The 20,560-nt window shown below is 52.1% G+C and carries 18 protein-coding genes, 1 tRNA gene and 2 pseudogenes; 12 read left to right on the top strand and 9 right to left on the bottom strand.

The features are described from left to right. The 6 genes from MUU46_RS06665 to MUU46_RS06640 all read left to right on the top strand — a co-directional run bounded on the left by MUU46_RS06665 (position 1) and on the right by MUU46_RS06640 (position 6,046). Entirely contained in the window at positions 1-585 is a 585-nt protein-coding gene (locus tag MUU46_RS06665; protein ID WP_258965140.1) for a DsbA family protein, read from the top strand. Continuing rightward, positions 575-1,078, top strand: coding sequence for a protein disulfide oxidoreductase (locus MUU46_RS06660; RefSeq protein WP_159760010.1), 504 nt, complete (start codon positions 575-577; stop codon positions 1,076-1,078). Before MUU46_RS06665 ends, MUU46_RS06660 begins: the two co-directional genes overlap by 11 nt. 262 nt (positions 1,079-1,340) lie before the next feature. After that, complete coding sequence (locus MUU46_RS06655) at positions 1,341-1,592, top strand: YtcA family lipoprotein (protein WP_185153773.1); 252 nt, start codon at positions 1,341-1,343, stop codon at positions 1,590-1,592. Between the two features lie 16 nt (positions 1,593-1,608). Further along, positions 1,609-2,625: a multidrug transporter subunit MdtN gene (mdtN, locus tag MUU46_RS06650; RefSeq protein ID WP_258965139.1), complete on the top strand. Its 1,017-nt coding sequence runs from the start codon at positions 1,609-1,611 to the stop codon at positions 2,623-2,625. 11 nt (positions 2,626-2,636) lie between these two features. Next, positions 2,637-4,607, top strand: a complete 1,971-nt coding sequence (locus MUU46_RS06645; protein ID WP_258965138.1) for an FUSC family protein — start codon at positions 2,637-2,639, stop codon at positions 4,605-4,607. Between the two features lie 2 nt (positions 4,608-4,609). Then, positions 4,610-6,046, top strand: a complete 1,437-nt coding sequence (locus MUU46_RS06640) for an efflux transporter outer membrane subunit (protein WP_258965137.1) — start codon at positions 4,610-4,612, stop codon at positions 6,044-6,046. A 232-nt stretch (positions 6,047-6,278) separates the two neighbouring features. Here MUU46_RS06640 and MUU46_RS06635 read toward each other — a convergent pair whose 3' ends face one another. Further along, positions 6,279-6,578: a DUF1889 family protein gene (locus tag MUU46_RS06635; protein ID WP_258965136.1), complete on the bottom strand. Its 300-nt coding sequence runs from the start codon at positions 6,576-6,578 to the stop codon at positions 6,279-6,281. 156 nt (positions 6,579-6,734) lie between these two features. On the opposite strand from MUU46_RS06635, the pseudogene MUU46_RS06630 reads away from it, so the two are divergent. Both MUU46_RS06630 and MUU46_RS06625 read left to right on the top strand, forming a co-directional pair. Beyond that, positions 6,735-8,029, top strand: a pseudogene (locus MUU46_RS06630) (tyrosine-type recombinase/integrase). 4 nt (positions 8,030-8,033) lie between these two features. After that, on the top strand, positions 8,034-8,648 hold the full coding sequence (locus MUU46_RS06625) for a Fic/DOC family protein (RefSeq protein ID WP_258965135.1): 615 nt from the start codon (positions 8,034-8,036) through the stop codon (positions 8,646-8,648). Here the strand turns inward: MUU46_RS06625 and MUU46_RS06620 are convergent. Further along, a complete protein-coding gene (locus MUU46_RS06620; RefSeq protein ID WP_198642432.1) occupies positions 8,645-8,803 on the bottom strand; it encodes a hypothetical protein in 159 nt (52 codons plus the stop codon). The genes MUU46_RS06625 and MUU46_RS06620 overlap by 4 nt on opposite strands. A 399-nt stretch (positions 8,804-9,202) precedes the next feature. Further along, positions 9,203-9,278: transfer RNA gene (locus tag MUU46_RS06615), tRNA-Ile, on the bottom strand. A gap of 125 nt (positions 9,279-9,403) precedes the next feature. Here MUU46_RS06615 and mug point away from each other — a divergent pair. Beyond that, a complete protein-coding gene (mug, locus tag MUU46_RS06610) occupies positions 9,404-9,910 on the top strand; it encodes a G/U mismatch-specific DNA glycosylase (RefSeq protein ID WP_258965134.1) in 507 nt (168 codons plus the stop codon). A gap of 418 nt (positions 9,911-10,328) precedes the next feature. Here the strand turns inward: mug and MUU46_RS06605 are convergent, their stop codons facing one another. Both MUU46_RS06605 and melR read right to left on the bottom strand, forming a co-directional pair. Continuing rightward, positions 10,329-10,577, bottom strand: a complete 249-nt coding sequence (locus MUU46_RS06605) for a DUF883 family protein (protein WP_159759996.1) — start codon at positions 10,575-10,577, stop codon at positions 10,329-10,331. 205 nt (positions 10,578-10,782) lie between these two features. Beyond that, positions 10,783-11,712: a transcriptional regulator MelR gene (gene melR / locus MUU46_RS06600; protein ID WP_258965133.1), complete on the bottom strand. Its 930-nt coding sequence runs from the start codon at positions 11,710-11,712 to the stop codon at positions 10,783-10,785. Positions 11,713-11,980: 268 nt separating this feature from the next. On the opposite strand from melR, the gene MUU46_RS06595 reads away from it, so the two are divergent. After that, on the top strand, positions 11,981-13,336 hold the full coding sequence (locus MUU46_RS06595) for an alpha-glucosidase/alpha-galactosidase (RefSeq protein WP_159759992.1): 1,356 nt from the start codon (positions 11,981-11,983) through the stop codon (positions 13,334-13,336). Between the two features lie 84 nt (positions 13,337-13,420). Beyond that, positions 13,421-14,848 (top strand): melibiose:sodium transporter MelB, encoded by a 1,428-nt coding sequence (gene melB / locus MUU46_RS06590; RefSeq protein ID WP_258965132.1) that lies wholly within the window; start codon positions 13,421-13,423, stop codon positions 14,846-14,848. A 20-nt stretch (positions 14,849-14,868) separates the two neighbouring features. On the opposite strand, the pseudogene MUU46_RS06585 reads toward melB, so the two are convergent. The 4 genes and pseudogenes from MUU46_RS06585 to rpsU form a co-directional block, all read right to left on the bottom strand. Next, a pseudogene (locus MUU46_RS06585) lies at positions 14,869-15,066 on the bottom strand (LacI family DNA-binding transcriptional regulator); the annotation flags it as partial. 125 nt (positions 15,067-15,191) lie between these two features. Further along, positions 15,192-17,036 carry an RNA polymerase sigma factor RpoD gene (rpoD, locus tag MUU46_RS06580; RefSeq protein WP_159759988.1) on the bottom strand — a complete coding sequence of 615 codons (1,845 nt, stop codon included), beginning with the start codon at positions 17,034-17,036 and terminating at the stop codon, positions 15,192-15,194. Between the two features lie 155 nt (positions 17,037-17,191). Further along, on the bottom strand, positions 17,192-18,937 hold the full coding sequence (gene dnaG, locus MUU46_RS06575; protein WP_258965131.1) for a DNA primase: 1,746 nt from the start codon (positions 18,935-18,937) through the stop codon (positions 17,192-17,194). Positions 18,938-19,098: 161 nt separating this feature from the next. After that, positions 19,099-19,314, bottom strand: a complete 216-nt coding sequence (gene rpsU / locus MUU46_RS06570; protein ID WP_001144069.1) for a 30S ribosomal protein S21 — start codon at positions 19,312-19,314, stop codon at positions 19,099-19,101. Between the two features lie 227 nt (positions 19,315-19,541). Between rpsU and tsaD the strand changes: the two genes are divergently transcribed. After that, entirely contained in the window at positions 19,542-20,555 is a 1,014-nt protein-coding gene (tsaD, locus tag MUU46_RS06565) for a tRNA (adenosine(37)-N6)-threonylcarbamoyltransferase complex transferase subunit TsaD (RefSeq protein ID WP_159759984.1), read from the top strand. Positions 20,556-20,560 lie beyond the last annotated feature (5 nt).

Raw genomic sequence — 20,560 nt, 5'->3', positions numbered from 1 at the left:
ATGCGCATTTTGACTTTTATCCTGTTGTTTTGTTTCTCGACTCTCAGCTTTGCCGCTGAACCCGATCTGGAAAACGTGCTCTGGAACGACCCGAATACGCCATCAATGGGCGCGGAAAAACCGCGTCTGACGCTGGTGTCATTCACTGATTACAACTGCCCGTACTGCAAACAGTTCGACCCGGAGCTGGAGAAAATCGTCCATAAATATCCGGATGTGAAGTTGGTGGTAAAACTGCTGCCGTTTCGCAGTGAAAGCTCAGCTAATTCCGCCCGCATCGCGCTCACCGCGTGGCGTCAGCAGCCGCAGCAGTTCTGGGCGCTGCATCAGCGGTTGATGTCGAAGAAAGGCTATCACGATGAGGCATCTATTCTGGCGGCGCAGCAAAAAACCGGGACCGCGAACATCAACGCTGACGGACAAAGCGGCGAGACGCTGCAAATGAACTTGATCCTCTCGCAGGTGCTGGGCGTGCAGGGCACGCCGGCGACGCTGGTGGGGAAAACGATGGTAGCGGGTGCCATTCCTTACGACGAACTGGAGGCGCTGGTGAAACAAGAACTGGCGAAAGCCGATGCGAGCTAAGCTCAAACGCTGGCTGCGTGAAGGTGTGGTACTGCTGCTGATTGCGGCGGCGGTGATGCTGGTGATGGATCAGTTTCGCCAGCCCACGCTGCCCTCGACGTTTGTCAGCACGCCGTTGCAGACCCTGAACGGCAAGCCCGTTTCTCTGGCTGAAATGAGCCAGGACCGCCCGCTGCTGGTGTACGTTTGGGCGACGTGGTGTGGCGTATGTCGCTACACCACGCCTTCGGTGGTTAATTTGGCCGAAGAGGGCGCCAACGTGATATCTGTCGCGCTGCGTTCTGGTGATGCTGCTACGCTTAGTCAGTGGTTGGCGCGAAAGCACTATGCATTACCGACCATCAATGATCCGGAGGGTAAACTGGCCCGCGACTGGCAAGTACAGGTGACGCCCACGCTGCTGTTTATCGAAAAAGGTGAGGTGAAAAGTATCACGACCGGATTGACCAGCAGTTGGGGAATGCGGCTGCGTTTATGGTGGGCTGGATGGTGAAGCACAGGTAAATAAAAAGACCTGCCTGAAAGCAGGTCTTCATTTCTGTTCTGTCATCTGCGTGACTGATTCATCATTAAACATAATTTACTTTTGGACAAAAAAAAAGCAGTAAAGCAGTTAGCAAGCTAATAGTCCTCAGTGTAATTATGATTTTGGATGATATAATCAGGGTATCCACTGCTTATATCTGATGCCGCGCTCTGGTCGGTCATCTTCCGCTTTTTACATTCAATGGTCATCTGCCATCATGAGAATAAGATTGCATACACTGCTGGTACTGCTGCCTGCAATACTTTCCCTGTCGGGATGTTCACTTTCTCCGTCATTGCCTTTTTTGGGGGCTGCTTTTCCTGATTGGCTTTATTGCATCGCTGGCGGCTCGATACTCACCGGGCTTATTTTTAGCCTGATGGGCGATAAGTTGCACGCGCGCTTCAAATTAAATATTGCTGGATGGTTATTAATTGCGGCAATTCTTTCAATGATTATTTGGTTATTTATTTTTAGTTAACCGACAGGCCATCAACATGTTTAAAAATAAGCAAAAAACAACGTTAATTGTGCTGACGGTTGCGGCACTGATTGTACTCGCTCTGGTGGTCTGGCGCATTGATGCGCGGCCCCGAACCGATGATGCCTATGCCTGGGCAGACACCATTACCGTGTCACCAGAAGTGAGCGGGCGGATCCTTGAACAACCGGTGCGTGATAACCAACTGGTGCAAAAAGATGCTCTCCTGTTCCGGATTGATCCCGCCACTTACGAAGCCGCGTTGAAGCAGGCACAGGCGAAACTCGCAGGACTGAATCGCCAGATTGAACTGACCCAGCGCTCAGTGAATGCCCAGAAATTCAGCGCTGGATCGGCAAAAGCCTCTATTGCTAGCGCACAGGCCGAGGCGAAAAAAGCCGCTGATACCTTACGCCGTCTTGCACCGCTGCTTTCTCAAGGCTTTGCTTCGGCAGAAGAAGTTGACCAGGCGCGTGCGGCGAATGCCAGCGCGCAATCCCGTCTGCAAAGTCTGCAATTACAGGCAAAACAGGCCGAAGCCGCAGTCAGTGGTGTCGATGCGCTGGTGGCGCAACGCGCAGAAATCGAAGCGCAGATTGATATCGCCAAACTGAATCTGGCACATACCGAAGTGCGTGCGCCATTTACCGGGCGCGTAGCATCCCTGAAAACCAGTATTGGTGAATTCGTCTCGGCAGGAAAACCGGTATTTACCCTGATTGACACCACGCACTGGTATGTCATCGCTAATTTCCGTGAAACCGAGCTGAAGAATATTCAGGAAGGCACACCGGCACGTGTCTGGTTGATGACCGACACCGGAAAAACCTTTGACGGCCAGGTGGATTCCATTAGCTACGGCGTGTTGCCAGACGATGGCGGCAGCATTATTGCAGGCTTACCGGCGGTGAAAAGGAACATTAACTGGGTGCATGTTTCACAACGCTTCCCGGTCAAAATTCGGGTCACCAATCCTGACTCGCACCTGTTCCGCGTCGGTGCCTCTGCGGTAGCAACGCTGCAACCTCGCTAAGCGGAGGCCGTATGGTTTCACAAACGATTACCGCGACCCCCAACAGGCTGCAACAGCTAGCCAGTTTGCTGCGACCTTATCCAGGGCGCGGCAACCTGATGCTCCGCTGCCTGATAACCTGTACCCTGGTCATGATTATCTCATTGACCCTACAGATCCCTTTTCTGGCGCTGTCTCTGATAGCCGTTTTTTATGTCACGCAAAAGAATATTGTGCTGTCAAAACTGACCGGTACCTTGTTTCTTCTCGGGACGACGCTGGCGGTAGGGCTGTCGATTCTGACCTTAAAGCTGACCTGGGAATATCCAATGCTGCGCCTGATGATGGCGGGCGGGCTATTTTTCGGTTGCGTCTATCTGATGCGGGCCACCAAATATGGCGTTATCTTCTTCCTGAGCGGTCTGGTTATTTTTTATACCCAAACATTTGCGGACCTGACCGATCAGGCAGACAGCGTGGTACGCCTGATTCTGTGGCTTTGGGTGGCTATCAATTACGCCATCATTCTGACGCTTGTTGTGAATCTGCTGTTTCTGCCTCAGGAACCGGTCGCTCAACTTCGTGGGGCACTGCGGGCGCAATTAGCTGATATTATCGAACGCACAGAGCGCTTCATTCGCGGAGAAACGTTGCCGGAACCTTTACCGGCGGCGGTTATCCAGGAAAAAACGCTGATGCTTCAGCACATGCTGGCCTTTTCGGTGATGCGAGATAAGCGCTATCGCCAGGATGAAGCCTGGCATCTGGCGCGAATCAGTACGGTGTCGGGATTATATCTGATGGTGCAACAACTGCCCCTTAACCCCGATGCGGCTGATATTGCGCTGGCGCAGAAACTGCTCGAAGCCTGCAAACGATTTTCTGCCGCCATTGCAGAAGACCAACCGTTTTCGCTCGATGAGACCGACCTCTTCCAGGGCGCGACGTCGGGAACGCTGGTGCGGATGATGGAATCGGTTACTGCATTTTCGCACTATCAACATGTCCCGGTTGAGTCTGAGGCAGAATCGAAAGAAAGAGTCCGTAGCAATGGGCTGGTAATGAACCAGACCTGGTGTACTTTCGCATTCAAAACCCTGCTTTCAACGTATGTCTGCTACCTCATCTATATCGCCGCAGACTGGCAGGGCATTCATACCATCATGCTGAGCTGCATTATTGTGGCGCAATCGAGCCTGGGATCGACCGCCCAGCGAGGATTGTTGCGTGTGATTGGCGCGGTGCTCGGCAGTCTGGCGGCGCTACTGATGGTGATTCTGGTCATGCCGCATATCGACAGTGTGGTGGGGCTGTTGGCCATGTCGCTACCGGTGATTGGCCTTGGCGCGTGGATCTATGCCGGTTCAGAGAAAATTAGTTATGCGGGTATTCAGATGATGTTTACCTTCTCACTGGCCTTGCTGGAAAGCTTTGGCCCGACCTTCGAACTGGTGGAAATACGCGACAGGATAATCGGGATTTTGCTCGGGGTGCTGATAGCAACCTGTTTCCATCTCTTCTTATGGCCTGAGCGTGAAGGCAAACTGTTCTGGAGTAGCGTTAGCGGCTTAATCAATGCCCTGGCCAAACGGGTGAACACGCACACTGAAAGCGCGGGGAGTGAAATTGCCCTGCGTCGTTCACTGGCAGGATGCCAGGGGATTGCCGCCAGGGTCGCGATGGAGCCGGGCTGGTCGTCAGACAACCGTCAGTCAGAAAGCGACATTCTGGCCGCTCAACACGTGCTGAGTCATCTTAGTGAGATAATCTATCAGTTTGAGCACCTCAGAGCGGAACACGGAGACGTGGACTTCACCGCAGAACGCCAACAGGCGGCAGAATTATTGCAAAACTGTGCAGCGCTGGCGGCGTCGGGCGAGCCGTCTGATGACGCAGTTCCGGCGATAAACGTCAATGAAGGGCGTTTACAGACCCTGTTTTACGAAATCGATCAGCTTAATCTCAGCCTGCGTACCCGGCAGGCTGCAACTGGAATGGCATAACCATGCGTTCTCTTAAAAGAGTCAATAAAGTTAAACCGCTGGCACTGCTGTGCTGTGCGTTGCTGGTGGCCTGTGCGCCGATGAAAGACGACACGTCAACCGTGAAGCCGATTTCGCAGCAGGAAATCATCCTGCCGAAAGATATCAAATTAACCTCTCAGCAGTGGCCTGACGCGACCTGGTGGAAACACTACAACGATCCGCAGCTTAACGCGCTGATCGACCGGGCCTTAAAACAGTCTCCGTCGATAGCCGTGGCGCATGCGCGCGTTGCTCAGGCTCGTTCTGACGTGGCGTTGATTGAGTCAGGGACTCAGCTGAAAGTGAATGCGATGGCGCAAATCAACGAGGCGCATGTTTCTTCGAATGGTTACCTCGGCCCGTTCGCGGAAGACAGGCCACGGCTGGGAACCACAGGCCCGTGGTACACCGAAGGGATTGTCGGTTTAGGCGCAACGCTCGACATCGACTTGTGGGGCGAACATCGCGATCGCCTCGATGCGGTGATGGGGGTGGAAAATGCGCACAAGCTTGAAGAGAAAGCGGTTGAGTTAGAGATCTCCGCTGACGTGGCCCAACTCTATTACGGCATTCAAACCACTGACCAGGTAATGCAGCGCCTGGAAGCGTTAAAACAGTCCGAAACGTTCGTGCTTAATTCCCACGAAGCGCGTGCGGCGCGAGGACTTGAATCACATTCGGATGCGGAAATGGCGAAAGCCATGCTGTTGACCATCGAACAACAGCTCTCGATGGCCAAACAGCAACGTGTGGCGTTCCGTGAATCTTTGCGTGCATTAATTGGCGGCGGTGAGCTGGCGGAAATCACGCCCATGCCGTTACCGGTAGCACAAACGCAATTACCGTCGTCGCTTAACTATCAGCTGTTGGCTCGTCGCCCGGACCTACAGGCGGCCCACTGGTACGTACAATCGTCGATGAAGCAAATAGACGCGGCAAAAGCGGCGTTCTATCCGAAGTTCGATATCAAAGCGTTCTTTGGTTTCGATGCGCTGCATCTGGATGATCTGTTTGATCACTCAAGCCAGCAGGCCAATATTGTTCCAGGCCTTTATTTGCCTATCTTCTCCGGCGGGCAGCTTGAAGCCAACCTCGATAAGACCCGTCATCAGCGTGATATGTTAATTTCGCAATACAACCAGGCGGTGTTGACGGCGGTGAAAGACGTGGTGGTGACGGGGTCAGCGCTTCAGTCTTTACAGGAAGAGCAAACGTTGCAAAATGATAAAGTCAGCTCTGCAGCGGCGGGTATGAACAATGCCAAAGCCCGCTATCAGCGAGGGCTTATCAGTGAAGCGATGGCCAGCGAAGCCCAGCGCCAGTGGCTAAGCGCGCAGATCCAGCAAATCGAAATGCAGGGACAACTGGTCAGCAAAGATATTGTGCTGAATAAAGCGCTCGGTGGCGGGAAAATATAGCCAGTGCTGGTGGGCGGTTGATGGGGATAACCGCTGTTTTTTTTGCCTAATAAGCAGGGTCTAAGCATCGGGTATCTGAGCGGGATCGGCATGTAGCCATTCAGTGCCCTATTTGAATTTCACGACGGGTGATGAACCGTTTAATTCTTGAATCAGGTGATCGCCTGAGCGATCACCGTTGTACGCTGCAATGACACGGAATGATTTGCAGGGTGGTAAGCCAATGGCTAATTCACACTAGCGCCTGCAATTGTTCCTGCATGTATACCGTAAAGTATTCCGGGTTTTTAATGACCACACGCTCACCGACGGCAATTCTCTCTGCCCAGTCAGCTAATTTTTTGGTGAATTCTGCATCCCATCCTTCCTGATGACCTCTGGCGGTCACATCAGCCGGGCTCACCGGTGCGCCTAACTCATTTAAATACTTAAACATTCCCTTGATCGTGCTTTCGTCCATGGAATGAGGTACCGATACAGATGTGTCCATACCACTAATGAAGTCTAATGCTTTATCAATTACTGTTGGCATATTCTTGTCCTTAAAATTAACCACCTAATAAATGAAAGTGTAGAATGCCTTGGGCTCTATGATTTAACCATATGATTTAAAGAGAAAAAAAGACCGCGTGATGATTTTTTTGAAAGTTGTGATGCCTGTCAAGGTGAGAGGCTTTGAGGATTCTGCATTTCATTGTGCCTGGAACTAAAACAGGTGTGCTTACACTACGTGTGGAGCAACAGTGCTCAACGTGGTACTGGCAGGCTTGGCGTTAAGGTTCAGCCTTCAGGCAGCAAAGTTTTTTATTTCCGTTATTACGTTGAGAAAGGGAAGAAAGAGAAGTTCATCCAGTTGGGCATCTGGCCTGAGATGAAACTGGTGACGGCCAATGAGTTGGCGAAAAAGTATGGTGCCTGGCTTATTGAAGGAAAAGAACCTCAGCAAGAGCTTGAGCAACAGCGCCTGGCCGAACAGCACATTATGCAGATCCATCGTTCTCAAGGATCGTTTGAAGAACTGGTACATGGCTACGTTAACAAAATGAAGCTCGACAACAAGCGTACTTGGGCTGATGTATTGAAGCGCATGGAGCGAGAGTGCTACTCGGTTATTCCTCGTGATACCAAAGCGAAGGACGTGACGCCTCTGCAGATCAAAACCATTCTCTCAGGCATTATCCAGCGTGATGCGGTGGTCCATGCGAATCGAATTCGTTCCTACCTGATGGCGGCATTTAACTACGGTCTGAAAGCCGATAACGATCTGATGAATACCAGTGTGAGTATTACGTTCGGCCTTGAGGTTAACCCGGTCTCGCCATACCGAAACAGTCGTCGCCGGAAAAAGTGGGTGATACATGGCTAACGCTGGAAGAGTTTCGTGTTGTCATGGGGCAGTTCGTAGAGGCCACCAATGTTGGGCCGCTGATGCAGCATTTAATCCGCTTCTGTGTTTATGCTGGTGGGCAGCGTCCGTTTGAAATGATTGCCAGCCAGTGGAGTGCTATTGATTGGCAACAAAAGACGTTGCTGGTAATAGCTGATGTATCGAAAAACAAGCGTGAGCATCTGATCCCGCTGACTGAATCGGCACTACAGGAATTAGCCTCAGTGAAAGAACTGACTAAGGAAAGTAACAGTCCCTATATCTTCCCGCTCTCGACCAACGGTGAACGACCGGTGCGTACCGATAGTCTGGCACGCTCCATCATGTATTTCCGGGCTTTTAATCCCGAGTTTAAAGTTTTTACAGCAAGAGATTTACGTCGCACCTGTAAAACGCTGATGGGGGAGGCGGGGATCAGTAGAGAGATCCGTGACCGTATTCAGAATCACGCTTTAAATGACGTCAGCTCGAAACACTATGACCGCTATGATTATCTGACTGAAAAGCGCAGGGCGCTTGAGATCTGGGAAGATAGGGTTAATAACTATCAACGGCAGCAGGAAAACAACGTTGTTAACTTGTTTGGGCGGAGGTAAGAGCTTGTCAAAATATGAGCTTAGTTCAGCGGAAGAGCGGTATCAGCCGGGCTCTGGAGACTTAGTGCTGGCTAATAAGCTGGGAATCATTGATGAACAGGAAATGGAGGCGCTGGAGTCTGGCTTGCTGCTGATGATGTATGAGCAGCTATTTATTGAGGGCCAGCCGCCTGAGGCGCTGGCTTTTGAGCACATCAGTAGGTGGCATCGCCAATGGCTGGGGAATGTGTACGACTGGGCAGGGAGGCTGCGTCACGCTAACCTCACTAAGGATGGCTTTCAGTTTGCGGCTGCCGACAGGATTCCGCTGCTGCTTGATGGCTTCGAGAAGCAGTTTCTTTCTCGGTCTGGTGAACTCAAATCCCTGGCTCGTCTGGAGCTGGTAAGTTATCTGGCTGAATGCCATGTGGAATTTATTTTGATCCACCCATTCAGAGAAGGTAACGGGCGTCTGTCGCGGCTACTTTGCGATGTGCTGTCGGTTATGGCGGGGAAGGGCTTATTGGATTACAGCTTATGGGATGAGCACAAGGCGTTTTACTTCAAGGCAATACAGGCAGGTGTGTCAGGCAACTACAGCCCTATGATGCAACTGGTGAGCGACATCTTGCCAGACTAGCGGGCGAGGCCGACGGCTTTCGCCTGTGCTTGATTTTGTTTGAGTTGCTGCTCAATTTTTTGCACAGATACACCGGTTTCTATCGCGGTTGAGCTGGCGACGGAACGGTAAATTTGAGTTTTAGTGATCTGGCTATGTACTGTTTTTGTAGTCATCGTGAAAGCCTCATTGTTTCAGTCATGATTCTAGTTCGGATAGGGGGGGGCCGCAAGGCTGTTATTCGTTGGTCGTTTACCAAGGGGAACTTGGGTTTCCTTAGGTGGATTAATCAGATGCCCGCGATTTCCAGTCCTGGCTAAAAGTACTGATGAATTATTAAGTTACGTGTAAATATGCACACTCACTACTCTGTTATGGATTTAGGGGAAAGATATGGTGCAAGATTTTTACACTCTGGAGGAAATGGCCCCCCGCTTTGGCGCAAAAAGTGTCTGGAACTAAAATGGGTGTACTTACAGGGAGGGTAGGGGGACAAAAAGGGGACAATGGTCGCAGAAATAAAAAAGCCACCTAGTGGTTAAGTGGCTTAATCATATGATTTTAAAGCTAAAATTTGGTGGCCCCTGCTGGACTTGAACCAGCGACCAAGCGATTATGAGTCGCCTGCTCTAACCACTGAGCTAAGGGGCCGTGGGCGGGAATTATAATGGAACTCCGGGTACCAATCCAGTAAATGCGCTACGAGTGCTGTTTTTATAAACAACGGCTAATCAATCTCTTATACTTCACGCATGATAAATTAGGCGAGTCATCTCATGGTTAGCGATATTCTTCAGCCGGGGCTGCGGGTTGTGTTCTGCGGTATCAATCCGGGCAAGTCCTCTGCACATCTGGGTATGCCCTTTGCGCATCCTGCCAATCGCTTCTGGAAGGTTCTTCATTTGGCTGGGTTTACCGACAGACAGCTCAAGCCTGAGGAAGCGCTGCAGATGCTTGATTACGGCTGTGGCGTGACCAAGCTCGTAGACCGGCCAACGGTTCAGGCGAGCGAGATAGGCTTGCACGAGCTGCGTGAGGGCGGGCGTGGGCTGATTACGAAAATGCAGGATTATCAGCCGAGGGTGTTGGCCATTTTGGGTAAGCAGGCTTTTGAACAGGCGTTCAGCCAGCGCGGTGCGGAATGGGGCAAGCAAGAGGTGACGGTAGGGGACACCGAAGTGTGGATTTTGCCGAACCCCAGCGGTCTAAGCCGAATTACGCTGGATAAGCTGGTTGAGGCGTATCGCGAGTTGGATCAAGCGCTGGTGGTGAGAGGACGGTAAGTCTTCTGCGCTATGACGCCCTCTCACAGGGAGAGAGCATCATACAAATTGCAGGCATAAAAAAGCTCCCCGTGTGGCTTCGCGTCGTATCAGGTTATACGCCAGCAGCATGCCCTATACCTCCTGCTCTCACCGTTTAACCTTACGGCTTCTCAGCACCCGCGCGTTATCCAACAGACTGCTTTTCAGGTTCCTGAACCCGAGCTCTATATTCCACCGGGCAGAAGGCGGCATAAGCGGATGGTCGCTGAAGTCGAGTAAATTCTTGATAAGTAGCATAGAAAAGCGGCTCCCTGGAGTGGAAGCCGTTATAGTGCCGCAGTTTAAGGAGGGGCCAACTGATCCTTAACTGATCGGCATTGACCCCGGTGCGGGCTTTTTTTGCTTTGCGGACAGGGGCTTTTAACAGCCCGTTGTTTTATTTACGGCCCAGCAAAAAGCCGAATACCACACCGACGGCAGCGGCTACCGCAAGTCCGGCAATCGGGTTAGTTGACACCTGGTCACGTACGTTATCGGTAGCGTCCCGCACAGCGTAACTGGCCTGCGAAGCATATTTGCGCGCAGCACCTTTGAGTTCATTGTCGGGGCTGTTGGTGTGTTTGCCATATAATTCACGTGCCGTACCTGCCGCTTCGTTCAGTTTATCTTCGGTTTTGTCAAACATACTGAGCTCCTGAAATGTCATTGAACTATTAAGTATAGCGCTGAGAAGCGGCTCCCTATTTTTCCAGGAGTAAACCTAAAGAGGCGTCTTTGCTGCACTCAGCACCCGTCACTGTTCGGGCACTGCACAGAGCCGCGCCAGTTCGTCTGGTTTTCACCTATTACAACGGGATAGAAGTGTTTGAATGCCAGATATCGTCTCCTGATTAACTGTCGCAGCTTAGCTGGCGGAGCTTGCGATAGTTTTGTGGTGACATGCCGACATATTTGTTAAAGGTGCTATAGAAACTACTGCTGGAGTGGAAACCTGCGGTCAGCGCGATATCAAGAATCGACTTGTCGGTATCACTTAACAGTGCCCGCACATGGTTTACCCGCATCGCCGTGATGTATTGCTTCATGGTGAGTTGCATCACGCGCTGAAATATACCCATCGCATAATTAGGATTAAGTTTGGCGTGTTCTGCCACCTTTTCGATGGTCAGTGCCTGGTCGTAATTCGCCCCAATAAATTCCAGCATCTGGCTGACATAAAACTGTGCATGGCGCGACACATTGTTGTTGCTGCGGCGAGTGCTGGCGGTTTTATTCACCAGAATCGGTTGCCAGCCGGACAGGCTAAAACGCTTGAGCATCAGGCAAATTTCATCAATGGTTAACTGGCGGATTTGCTCGTTTGGGCTGTTGATCTCTTGTTGCCAACGCCGGACTTCGAAGGGGCTGAGTTGCTGCGCGGTGAGCGACTTAAGCACTGTCCCGTGGGTGATGTGGTTGACAAGCTGCCGGTCCAGCGGCCATGAAAGAAAAAGGTGCATCGGCAGATTAAATATCGCCATATTCAGGCAGTCACCAGGGCGCGTCAGTTGATGTGGGGTGCAGGCCCAAAAAATCGTGATATGCCCTTGTTTAATCTGTACCTTTTCATTGTTAATTACATATTCTACGTCGCCATCAAACGGCACATTAACCTCTACCTGCCCATGCCAGTGGCAGGACTCCATGGGGCGTGGCCGGCGCAACTCAATATCCATACGTTGATATTCGGAGTAGAGCGACAACGGGCTGCGCGTTTTGCTGTCGGTGCTGCTGCACATATGCGGGTCGGGCGGCAGATGGTCTGGGATGATCGGCATCATTCTCTCCGGTTCCTGAATTATCAGAATTCTGGCACAAAGGCAGTAATGAGACTGTGAAATGGGTAAGACTTCAGCAAGCAGGTGACGAACTTGTTACCTCACAGGCCGCTATTCTCTTCTTTCCTGGCTAAAAACTCCGGAAAGCTCAGATTTACAGGCCCGATAGTCGCATTCTGAGTTTTCAGGAATGCTCTACAGGGAAGAGGGAGGAGAAGCGAAAAACGGCGTGCCACTCTGAATGGGTTCATTAATGCCACGGAGAGAGAAAATGTCAGCACCCAAAATAACCTTTATCGGCGCAGGTTCGACGATTTTTGTGAAAAACATCCTCGGCGATGTATTTCATCGTCCGGCGCTGAAATCCGCCCATATCGCGCTGATGGATATTGACGAAACCCGACTGGAAGAGTCGCACATTGTGGTGCGCAAGCTGATGGATTCGGCAGGCGCTTGCGGAAAAATCACCTGTCATACCGATCAGAAAACTGCGCTTCAGGGTGCGGATTTCGTGGTGGTGGCGTTTCAGATTGGTGGCTATGAACCTTGCACCGTGACTGACTTTGCAGTCTGCAAAAAGCACGGACTGGAACAGACTATTGCGGATACGTTAGGCCCTGGCGGCATTATGCGTGCACTGCGTACCATTCCGCATTTATGGCAGATATGTGAAGACATGACGCAAGTCTGCCCGGATGCCACGATGCTGAACTACGTTAACCCGATGGCAATGAATACCTGGGCGATGTATGCCCGCTACCCACAAATTAAGCAAGTCGGGTTGTGCCATTCGGTGCAAGGAACGGCGGAAGAGCTGGCGCGTGATTTGTCCATCGACCCGGCTTCCTTGCGTTATCGCAGTGCGGGTATCAACCACATGGCATTTTATCTCTCGCTGGAGAAAAAGAACGACCAGGGAGACTATGTCAGCATTTACCCGGACCTGCTGCGTGCTTATGAGAGCGGGCAAGCGCCGAAACCGAATCTGCATGGTAACGCGCGGTGTGAAAATATTGTCCGCTACGAGATGTTTAAAAAGCTGGGCTATTTCGTCACCGAATCGTCTGAGCATTTCGCGGAATACACGCCCTGGTTTATTAAGCCGGGTCGTGAAGACCTGATTGCGCGTTATAAAGTGCCCCTGGATGAATATCCGAAACGTTGTGTTGAACAACTGGCCACCTGGCGCAAAGAGCTGGAGGAGTATAAAACCGCCGATCGGATCGACATCAAGCCCTCGCGCGAATATGCCAGTACCATTATGAACGCGCTGTGGACCGGCGAGCCAAGCGTTATCTATGGCAACGTACGCAACGACAATCTCATTGATAACCTGCCGCAGGGATGTTGTGTAGAAGTGGCGTGTCTTGTGGATGCCAACGGTATTCAGCCGACGCGCGTCGGCACGTTACCGTCGCACCTCGCGGCACTGATGCAAACTAACGTGAATGTTCAGACGTTGCTAACCGAAGCAATTTTGACTGAAAATCGTGACCGTGTTTATCACGCCACACTGCTTGACCCCCATACGTCAGCCGTCCTCGGTATCGAAGAAATATATGCCCTGGTTGATGACCTGATAGCGGCACATGGTGATTGGTTGCCCGCGTGGCTTCATCGCGCTTGACCCCGTACGCCGGGCATTCAGCCCGGCACCTGGCGTATCAAATGACAGAAGGAGGGCACTGGTAACAGTGATCCTGTACCCTATATGAGCATATCAATTACAACAAAACTCAGTTATGGATTTGGGGCGTTTGGCAAAGACTTCGCTATCGGTATCGTCTACATGTACCTGATGTATTACTACACCGATGTGGTGGGGTTATCGGTAGGGGTGGTGGGCACACTGTTTTTGGTGGCGCGTATCTGGGATGCGATTAACGATCCGATCATGGGCTGGATAGTCAACAGTACCCGTTCGCGGTGGGGGAAGTTCAAACCGTGGATACTGGTGGGGACGTTTGCCAACTCGATAGTGCTGTTTTTGCTGTTCAGCGCGCATCTGTTTGAAGGGACGACGCAGGTGGTGTTCGTCTGCGTGACCTACATATTATGGGGAATGACGTACACCATTATGGATATTCCCTTCTGGTCAATGGTGCCGACCATCACCTTAGATAAGCGCGAGCGCGAACAACTGGTGCCGTATCCGCGCTTCTTTGCCAGTTTGTCGGGGTTTATTACCGCAGGCATTACCTTGCCGTTCGTGAAGTTCGTGGGCGGTGATGACCGTGGTTTCGGCTTTCAGATGTTTACGCTGGTGCTGATCGCCTTTTTTATCGCTTCAACCATCATCACGTTGCGTAATGTTAAAGAAGTTTACTCATCAGATAGTGACGCTACCCCTGACAGTAGCCGGCTGACGTTAAAAGCCATTGTGGCGTTGATCTATAAAAATGATCAGCTTTCCTGCCTGCTGGGCATGGCGCTGGCTTACAACATTGCTTCAAACATTATTTCCGGTTTTGCGATTTATTACTTCACCTATGTGCTCGGCGACGCCAGCCTGTTCCCGTATTACATGTCGTATGCCGGGGCGGCAAATTTGTTGACGTTGATTCTGTTTCCTCGGCTGGTTAAAGCGCTGTCCCGACGTATGCTGTGGGCAGGGGCTTCGGTGCTACCGATCATTGGCGGCGGGGTCCTGCTGTGGATTGCCTTGGCGGGGTATCACAATGTGTGGCTGATTTCGCTGGCCGGGATTTTGCTCAACGTCGGGACCGCATTATTCTGGGTGTTGCAGGTGATTATGGTGGCAGACACCGTAGATTATGGTGAGTACAAACTTAACGTCCGCTGTGAAAGTATTGCTTATTCGGTCCAGACGCTGGTGGTGAAAGGGGGCTCGGCCTTTGCGGCGTTCTTTATCGCTCTGGTGCTGGGGATTATTGGTTACGTGCCCAACGTGGCGCAATCCGCTAGCACTGTCACCGGCATGCAGTTCATCATGATTGCGTTGCCTGCGGTCTTCTTCCTGGTGACGCTGGTGTTCTACTTCCGCCTATACAAACTGAACGGCGATATGCTGAGAAAGGTACAGATTCACCTGCTGGATAAGTATCGCAAATCACCCCCCCCGATGGTGACCGAACCGGCTAGCATAAATCTGTCGAAAACCTCAGATGTGAAGGCGTAACCATGAAATAGGGATCCGTGGCACCATGGGAGGCGATACCCAGCGGCAAGTAGCGCTTTGACCCCTTCATATTGCCCTTGCTCATCGTCAGGAATATGGCTGGCCACTGGGTCATGCAGGCTTTTGCAGTTCGCCAGTACACAGGGAAGGGTGAGCAATTTGGGTGGGACAGGCACCTGGCGCAATCCCATGGTGGTATAGATAATGCCGTCGGGGCGAAGCGGCAAAAAAAAACGGCCCCAAAAAGGGCCGTTCGTATATCAAAAAACCTGTATCCCGTTCATTCAAAATATCTTAAGTGAACGGTGTTACCCCGTGGGGAGCTTTTTACGTTTACCTGGAATTAATCGTCCAGGAAGCTACGCAGCACTTCAGAGCGGCTTGGGTGGCGCAGTTTGCGCAGAGCCTTCGCTTCGATCTGACGGATACGTTCGCGGGTAACGTCGAACTGTTTGCCCACTTCTTCCAGCGTGTGGTCGGTATTCATGTCGATACCGAAACGCATACGCAGGACTTTCGCTTCACGCGCGGTGAGACCCGCCAGCACGTCGTGCGTTGCGGCACGCAGGCTTTCAGTGGTCGCAGAATCCAGCGGTAACTCGAGGGTGGTATCCTCGATGAAATCACCCAGATGCGAATCTTCATCGTCGCCGATTGGCGTTTCCATGGAGATGGGTTCTTTGGCAATTTTCAGCACTTTACGGATTTTGTCTTCCGGCATCAGCATCCGCTCAGCCAGTTCTTCCGGCGTCGGTTCACGACCCATTTCCTGCAGCATCTGGCGGGAGATACGGTTGAGTTTGTTGATAGTCTCAATCATATGCACCGGAATACGGATGGTGCGCGCCTGATCCGCGATGGAGCGGGTGATAGCCTGACGGATCCACCAGGTTGCGTAGGTGGAGAACTTGTAACCACGACGGTATTCGAACTTATCAACCGCTTTCATCAGGCCGATGTTGCCTTCCTGAATCAGGTCGAGGAACTGCAGACCACGGTTGGTGTATTTCTTCGCGATAGAAATAACCAGACGTAAGTTTGCTTCCACCATCTCTTTCTTCGCACGGCGGGCTTTCGCTTCACCGATGGACATGCGACGGTTGATGTCTTTTACCTGCTCGATGGTCAGGCCGGTTTCTTCTTCAATTTGTTGCAGTTTCTGCAGGCCGCGCTGAACGTCATCTTTAACATCGTTCAGTTTTTCAGACCACGGCTTGTTCATTGCTACCGCAGCGTTGAACCAGGTTTCGCTGGTTTCATTGCTGGTGAACAGTGTAATGAAGTTTTTCTTCGGCATTTTGCACTGCTCAACGCACAGCTTCATGATGATACGTTCTTGAGTACGAACGCGTTCCATCATGACACGCATGCTGTTGACCAGATAATCGAACTGTTTTGGCACCAGGCGGAACTGTTTGAAGACTTCAGACAGTTTCTTGATCTCTTCCTGAGATGCAGCGTGGGTGCGTCCCTTGGCCTTGATGGTGTCACGCGCCAGTTCGTACTGGGTGCGCAGTTCGCCGAATTTTTCACGCGCGAGTTCAGGGTCGATGCTGTTGTCATCGTCGCTGGAATCGTCGTCGTCTTCTTCGTCTTTCTCTTCGTCGTCGTCAATCTCTTCCTGAGAGAGTTCAGAACCGACGTTAGTAGCAGTAGGCGCCAGGTCTTCTTCAGCGTTTGGATCGACGAAGCCGGTGATCAGGTCAGACAGACGCGCTTCCTCGGCTTCAACGCGATCGTACTGCTCAAGCAGATAGGTGATGGCTTCCGGGTACTCCGCAACGGAGCACTGCACCTGGTTGATGCCGTCTTCAATACGCTTGGCGATGTCGATTTCGCCTTCACGGGTCAGCAGTTCAACGGTACCCATTTCACGCATATACATGCGCACCGGATCGGTAGTACGTCCGATTTCAGATTCTACGCTGGACAGCACCTGCGCGGCAGCTTCTTCCGCATCTTCATCGGTGTTGTTCGAGTTTTCAGCCAGCAGGAGATCATCGGCATCCGGTGCTTCTTCCATCACCTGAATGCCCATGTCATTGATCATTTGGATGATGTCTTCGATCTGGTCGGAGTCGACGATATCTTCCGGCAGATGGTCATTGACCTCGGCATAGGTCAGATAGCCTTGCTCCTTGCCCTTGGTAACAAGAAGTTTAAGCTGTGACTGCGGGTTTTGCTCCATAAGACGGTATCCACACTTAATTCATTGATTGGTGTCGGTCGGCGAAAACTAGTTACCGACTTTTAAAGCGAGGGCCTGCTTATATTATTGCCGCTGCGCCTCGATGCGGCCTTCGGGATCGTCCCGATTGATATTCGGCACTTAAGCCGTTAAATTCATTTTTTTGCCAGTTCCTGGTTCAACGTCCAGAGTTCCCGGCGTTCTTCACTGCTTAAACCGTGTGTGCGGTCGCGAGCTATCAACTCTTCTTGCCGCTGGACCAGCAGTGAATCAAACATATGGTTTAGTGAGTCGGTGAACGTATTCTCAGCGATTTCCTTATCTGCTATATCGTCCCACATCGACAGTTTTTCAAGGGTGGCGGCTTCATTTGTGCCGCGATACTGCTCAAGCAGTTGGCCGGTAGTCAGTCCTGGCTGTGACACACAAGTGTTGACCAGTTCAGAAAATAAGCCAAGTCCAGGCAGCTTTTTCGGATCAAGCCCGGTTAATGGCGGCACCAGGCCTGCCAGTTCCGGGTTTTGCACCAGTAATCCTATCAGTATACGCATGGTCGTGCGTTTTAGCTGGGGAGTGGGGCGGGTTGTGCCACTTTCTGCTTGTTTTGGCATTAAGCGCTCAAGCTGAGCGTCTTCGAGAATGCCCAGCTTTTTCCCCAACTCCTGGCGCAAATAAATGCGCAGCGTTTCGCCCGGAACCTGAGTGATCAGCGGGAGTGCCAGCGTACTCAACCGCGCGCGTCCATCCGGGGTACTCAAATCGACCTGCGGCATCAGGCTGTTAAACAGAAACGTGGAGAGCGGCTGAGCCTGCTCCATCCGCGCTTCAAACGCCGCTTTACCCTCTTTACGCACCAGCGTATCCGGGTCTTCGCCATCAGGCAGAAACATAAACCTTAGCTGACGGCCGTCGGTCATGTACGGTAGCGCTGTTTCCAGAGCACGCCAGGCGGCATCGCGTCCTGCGCGGTCGCCGTCGTAACAGCAGACGACGTTATTCGTCACCCTGAACAGCAGTTGGATATGGTCGGCGGTGGTCGCGGTGCCCAGCGAGGCAACGGCATAATTAATGTCGTATTGCGCCAGCGCGACCACGTCCATATAGCCTTCGACCACAAGCAGACGCTGCGGTTCAGCTTCAGTTTGCTGCGCTTCATAAAGGCCATACAGCTGGCGGCCTTTATGGAAAATATCGGTTTCCGGGGAGTTGAGGTATTTCGGCGTGCCATCGCCCAGCACACGACCACCAAAACCAATCACCCGGCCACGCTTGTCGCGGATCGGGAACATCACCCGTTCGCGGAAGCGATCGTAACTGCGCCCTTTATCATTGGTAATCAACATGCCCGCATCGGTCAGCGATTGCTGATTTTCTCGGTTGTTGCCAAAACGCTTTAAGACGTTGTCCCAACCTGGCGGCGCATAGCCAATCGCAAATCGGGCGATGACTTCGCTGCTTAAACCTCGCTGCGTCAGATACTGACTTGCAGGTTCGGCGGTAGGCTGATTCAGGGATTGCTGATAAAACGCGCTCAGACCTTCCATTAATTGATAGAGACTTTGCCGCTGATGGCGTTCTATCTGGGTCGGGCCGGAGCCAGCTTCGTACGGGACTTCAAGGTTGTGCATGGCCGCCAGTTCTTCGACGGTTTCCACAAACTCGAGTTTGTCGTAGTTCATCAGAAAATCGACGGCGTTTCCGTGCGCACCACAGCCGAAGCAGTGATAAAACTGTTTCTCACCGTTGACGGTGAACGAAGGCGTTTTTTCGTTATGGAAGGGACAACACGCGTGAAAATTTTTGCCCTGTTTTTTCAGCTTTACCCGCGCGTCGATGAGATCGACGATGTCGGTTCTTGCCAACAGGTCATTGATAAAGACACGTGGGATACGTCCAGCCATAAGCCTCGCATTTTCATACGCGTCATCCTTCAGCCTGGGTGCGACCTGAATGCTATAGCGTATGCTGATGTATAAACGAAAATAAGCCGCGCATTCCTTCCGGAAGCACGGCCTTTACAGCTTGAACTCAGTCTGGAATGAGAGCGTGCGCTCTCAACAGATTAGTACAGACGAGTGCGGCGTGCGTTTTCGCGAGCCAGTTTCTTCGCGTGACGTTTCACAGCAGAAGCTTTAGCGCGCTTACGTTCGGTAGTCGGTTTTTCATAGAACTCACGACGACGAACTTCCGCCAGAACACCCGCTTTTTCACAGGAACGCTTGAAGCGACGCAGTGCTACGTCGAACGGCTCGTTTTCACGTACTTTAATTACCGGCATGTAACTCTCACCTTTGATAAATTCGGTTTGCCGCTGGCATCAACGCCAGCTTATTTCAAAATGGTGCGGAATTTTACTGCAACTGATGCTGCTTTGTAAAGCACCAATGCCGTTTTTGAACGGGACTTTTGTAAGGGGTGTGAGTATACACGAACTCACCCCCCAGGGTATACATCGACCCGCATTCACCCTAAACTGCGCGGTATTGAAATGAGGTAAAACGAACCATGCGCGTACTGGGAATCGAAACATCCTGTGATGAAACCGGCATTGCCATTTATGACGATGTTCAGGGGCTGTTAGCCAACCAATTGTATAGTCAGGTGAAACTGCACGCTGACTACGGCGGCGTGGTGCCGGAGCTGGCCTCCCGCGACCACGTACGTAAAACCGTTCCGCTGATCCAGGCGGCGCTGAAAGAAGCGAATCTGACGGCAAAAGATATTGATGCAGTGGCTTACACCGCCGGTCCTGGACTGGTCGGTGCGCTGTTAGTGGGGGCAACCATCGGGCGTTCACTGGCGTTTGCCTGGAACGTGCCGGCCATTCCTGTGCACCATATGGAAGGCCATCTGCTGGCACCGATGCTGGAAGATAATCCGCCTGAATACCCGTTTGTAGCGCTGCTGGTCTCCGGCGGCCACACGCAGCTGATCAGCGTGACCGGTATTGGTGAGTATGCCTTGCTCGGCGAATCCATTGATGATGCCGCGGGTGAAGCGTTCGACAAAACCGCGAAACTGCTGGGTCTTGATTATCCAGGCGGCCCGATGCTGTCGAAAATGGCGGCGCAGGGCACCGAAGGGCGCTTTGTGTTCCCGCGTCCGATGACTGACCGTCCAGGGCTTGATTTCAGCTTCTCCGGCCTGAAGACCTTTGCGGCCAACACCATTCGTGCCAATGATAACGACGATCAGACCCGCGCTGACATCGCGCGTGCGTTTGAAGATGCGGTGGTGGATACGCTGATGATTAAATGCCGTCGTGCCCTGGATCAGACCGGTTTTAAGCGTCTGGTAATGGCGGGGGGCGTGAGCGCTAACCGCACGCTACGTACGAAGCTTGCGGAGATGATGCATAAGCGTAAGGGCGAAGTGTTTTATGCGCGTCCGGAGTTTTGTACCGACAACGGCGCGATGATCGCCTATGCCGGTATGGTGCGTCTGAACGTGGGGGCGAGCACTGATCTCGGCGTCACCGTCCGTCCGCGCTGGCCGCTGGCGGAGTTGCCTGCGGCATAATTACT

Origin of the sequence: Scandinavium tedordense (assembly GCF_024764965.1) — a bacterium.
Lineage (GTDB): Bacteria > Pseudomonadota > Gammaproteobacteria > Enterobacterales > Enterobacteriaceae > Scandinavium > Scandinavium tedordense.
Note: the sequence above shows the minus strand (reverse complement) of the source record. Positions and strands in the feature narration are given on the sequence as shown.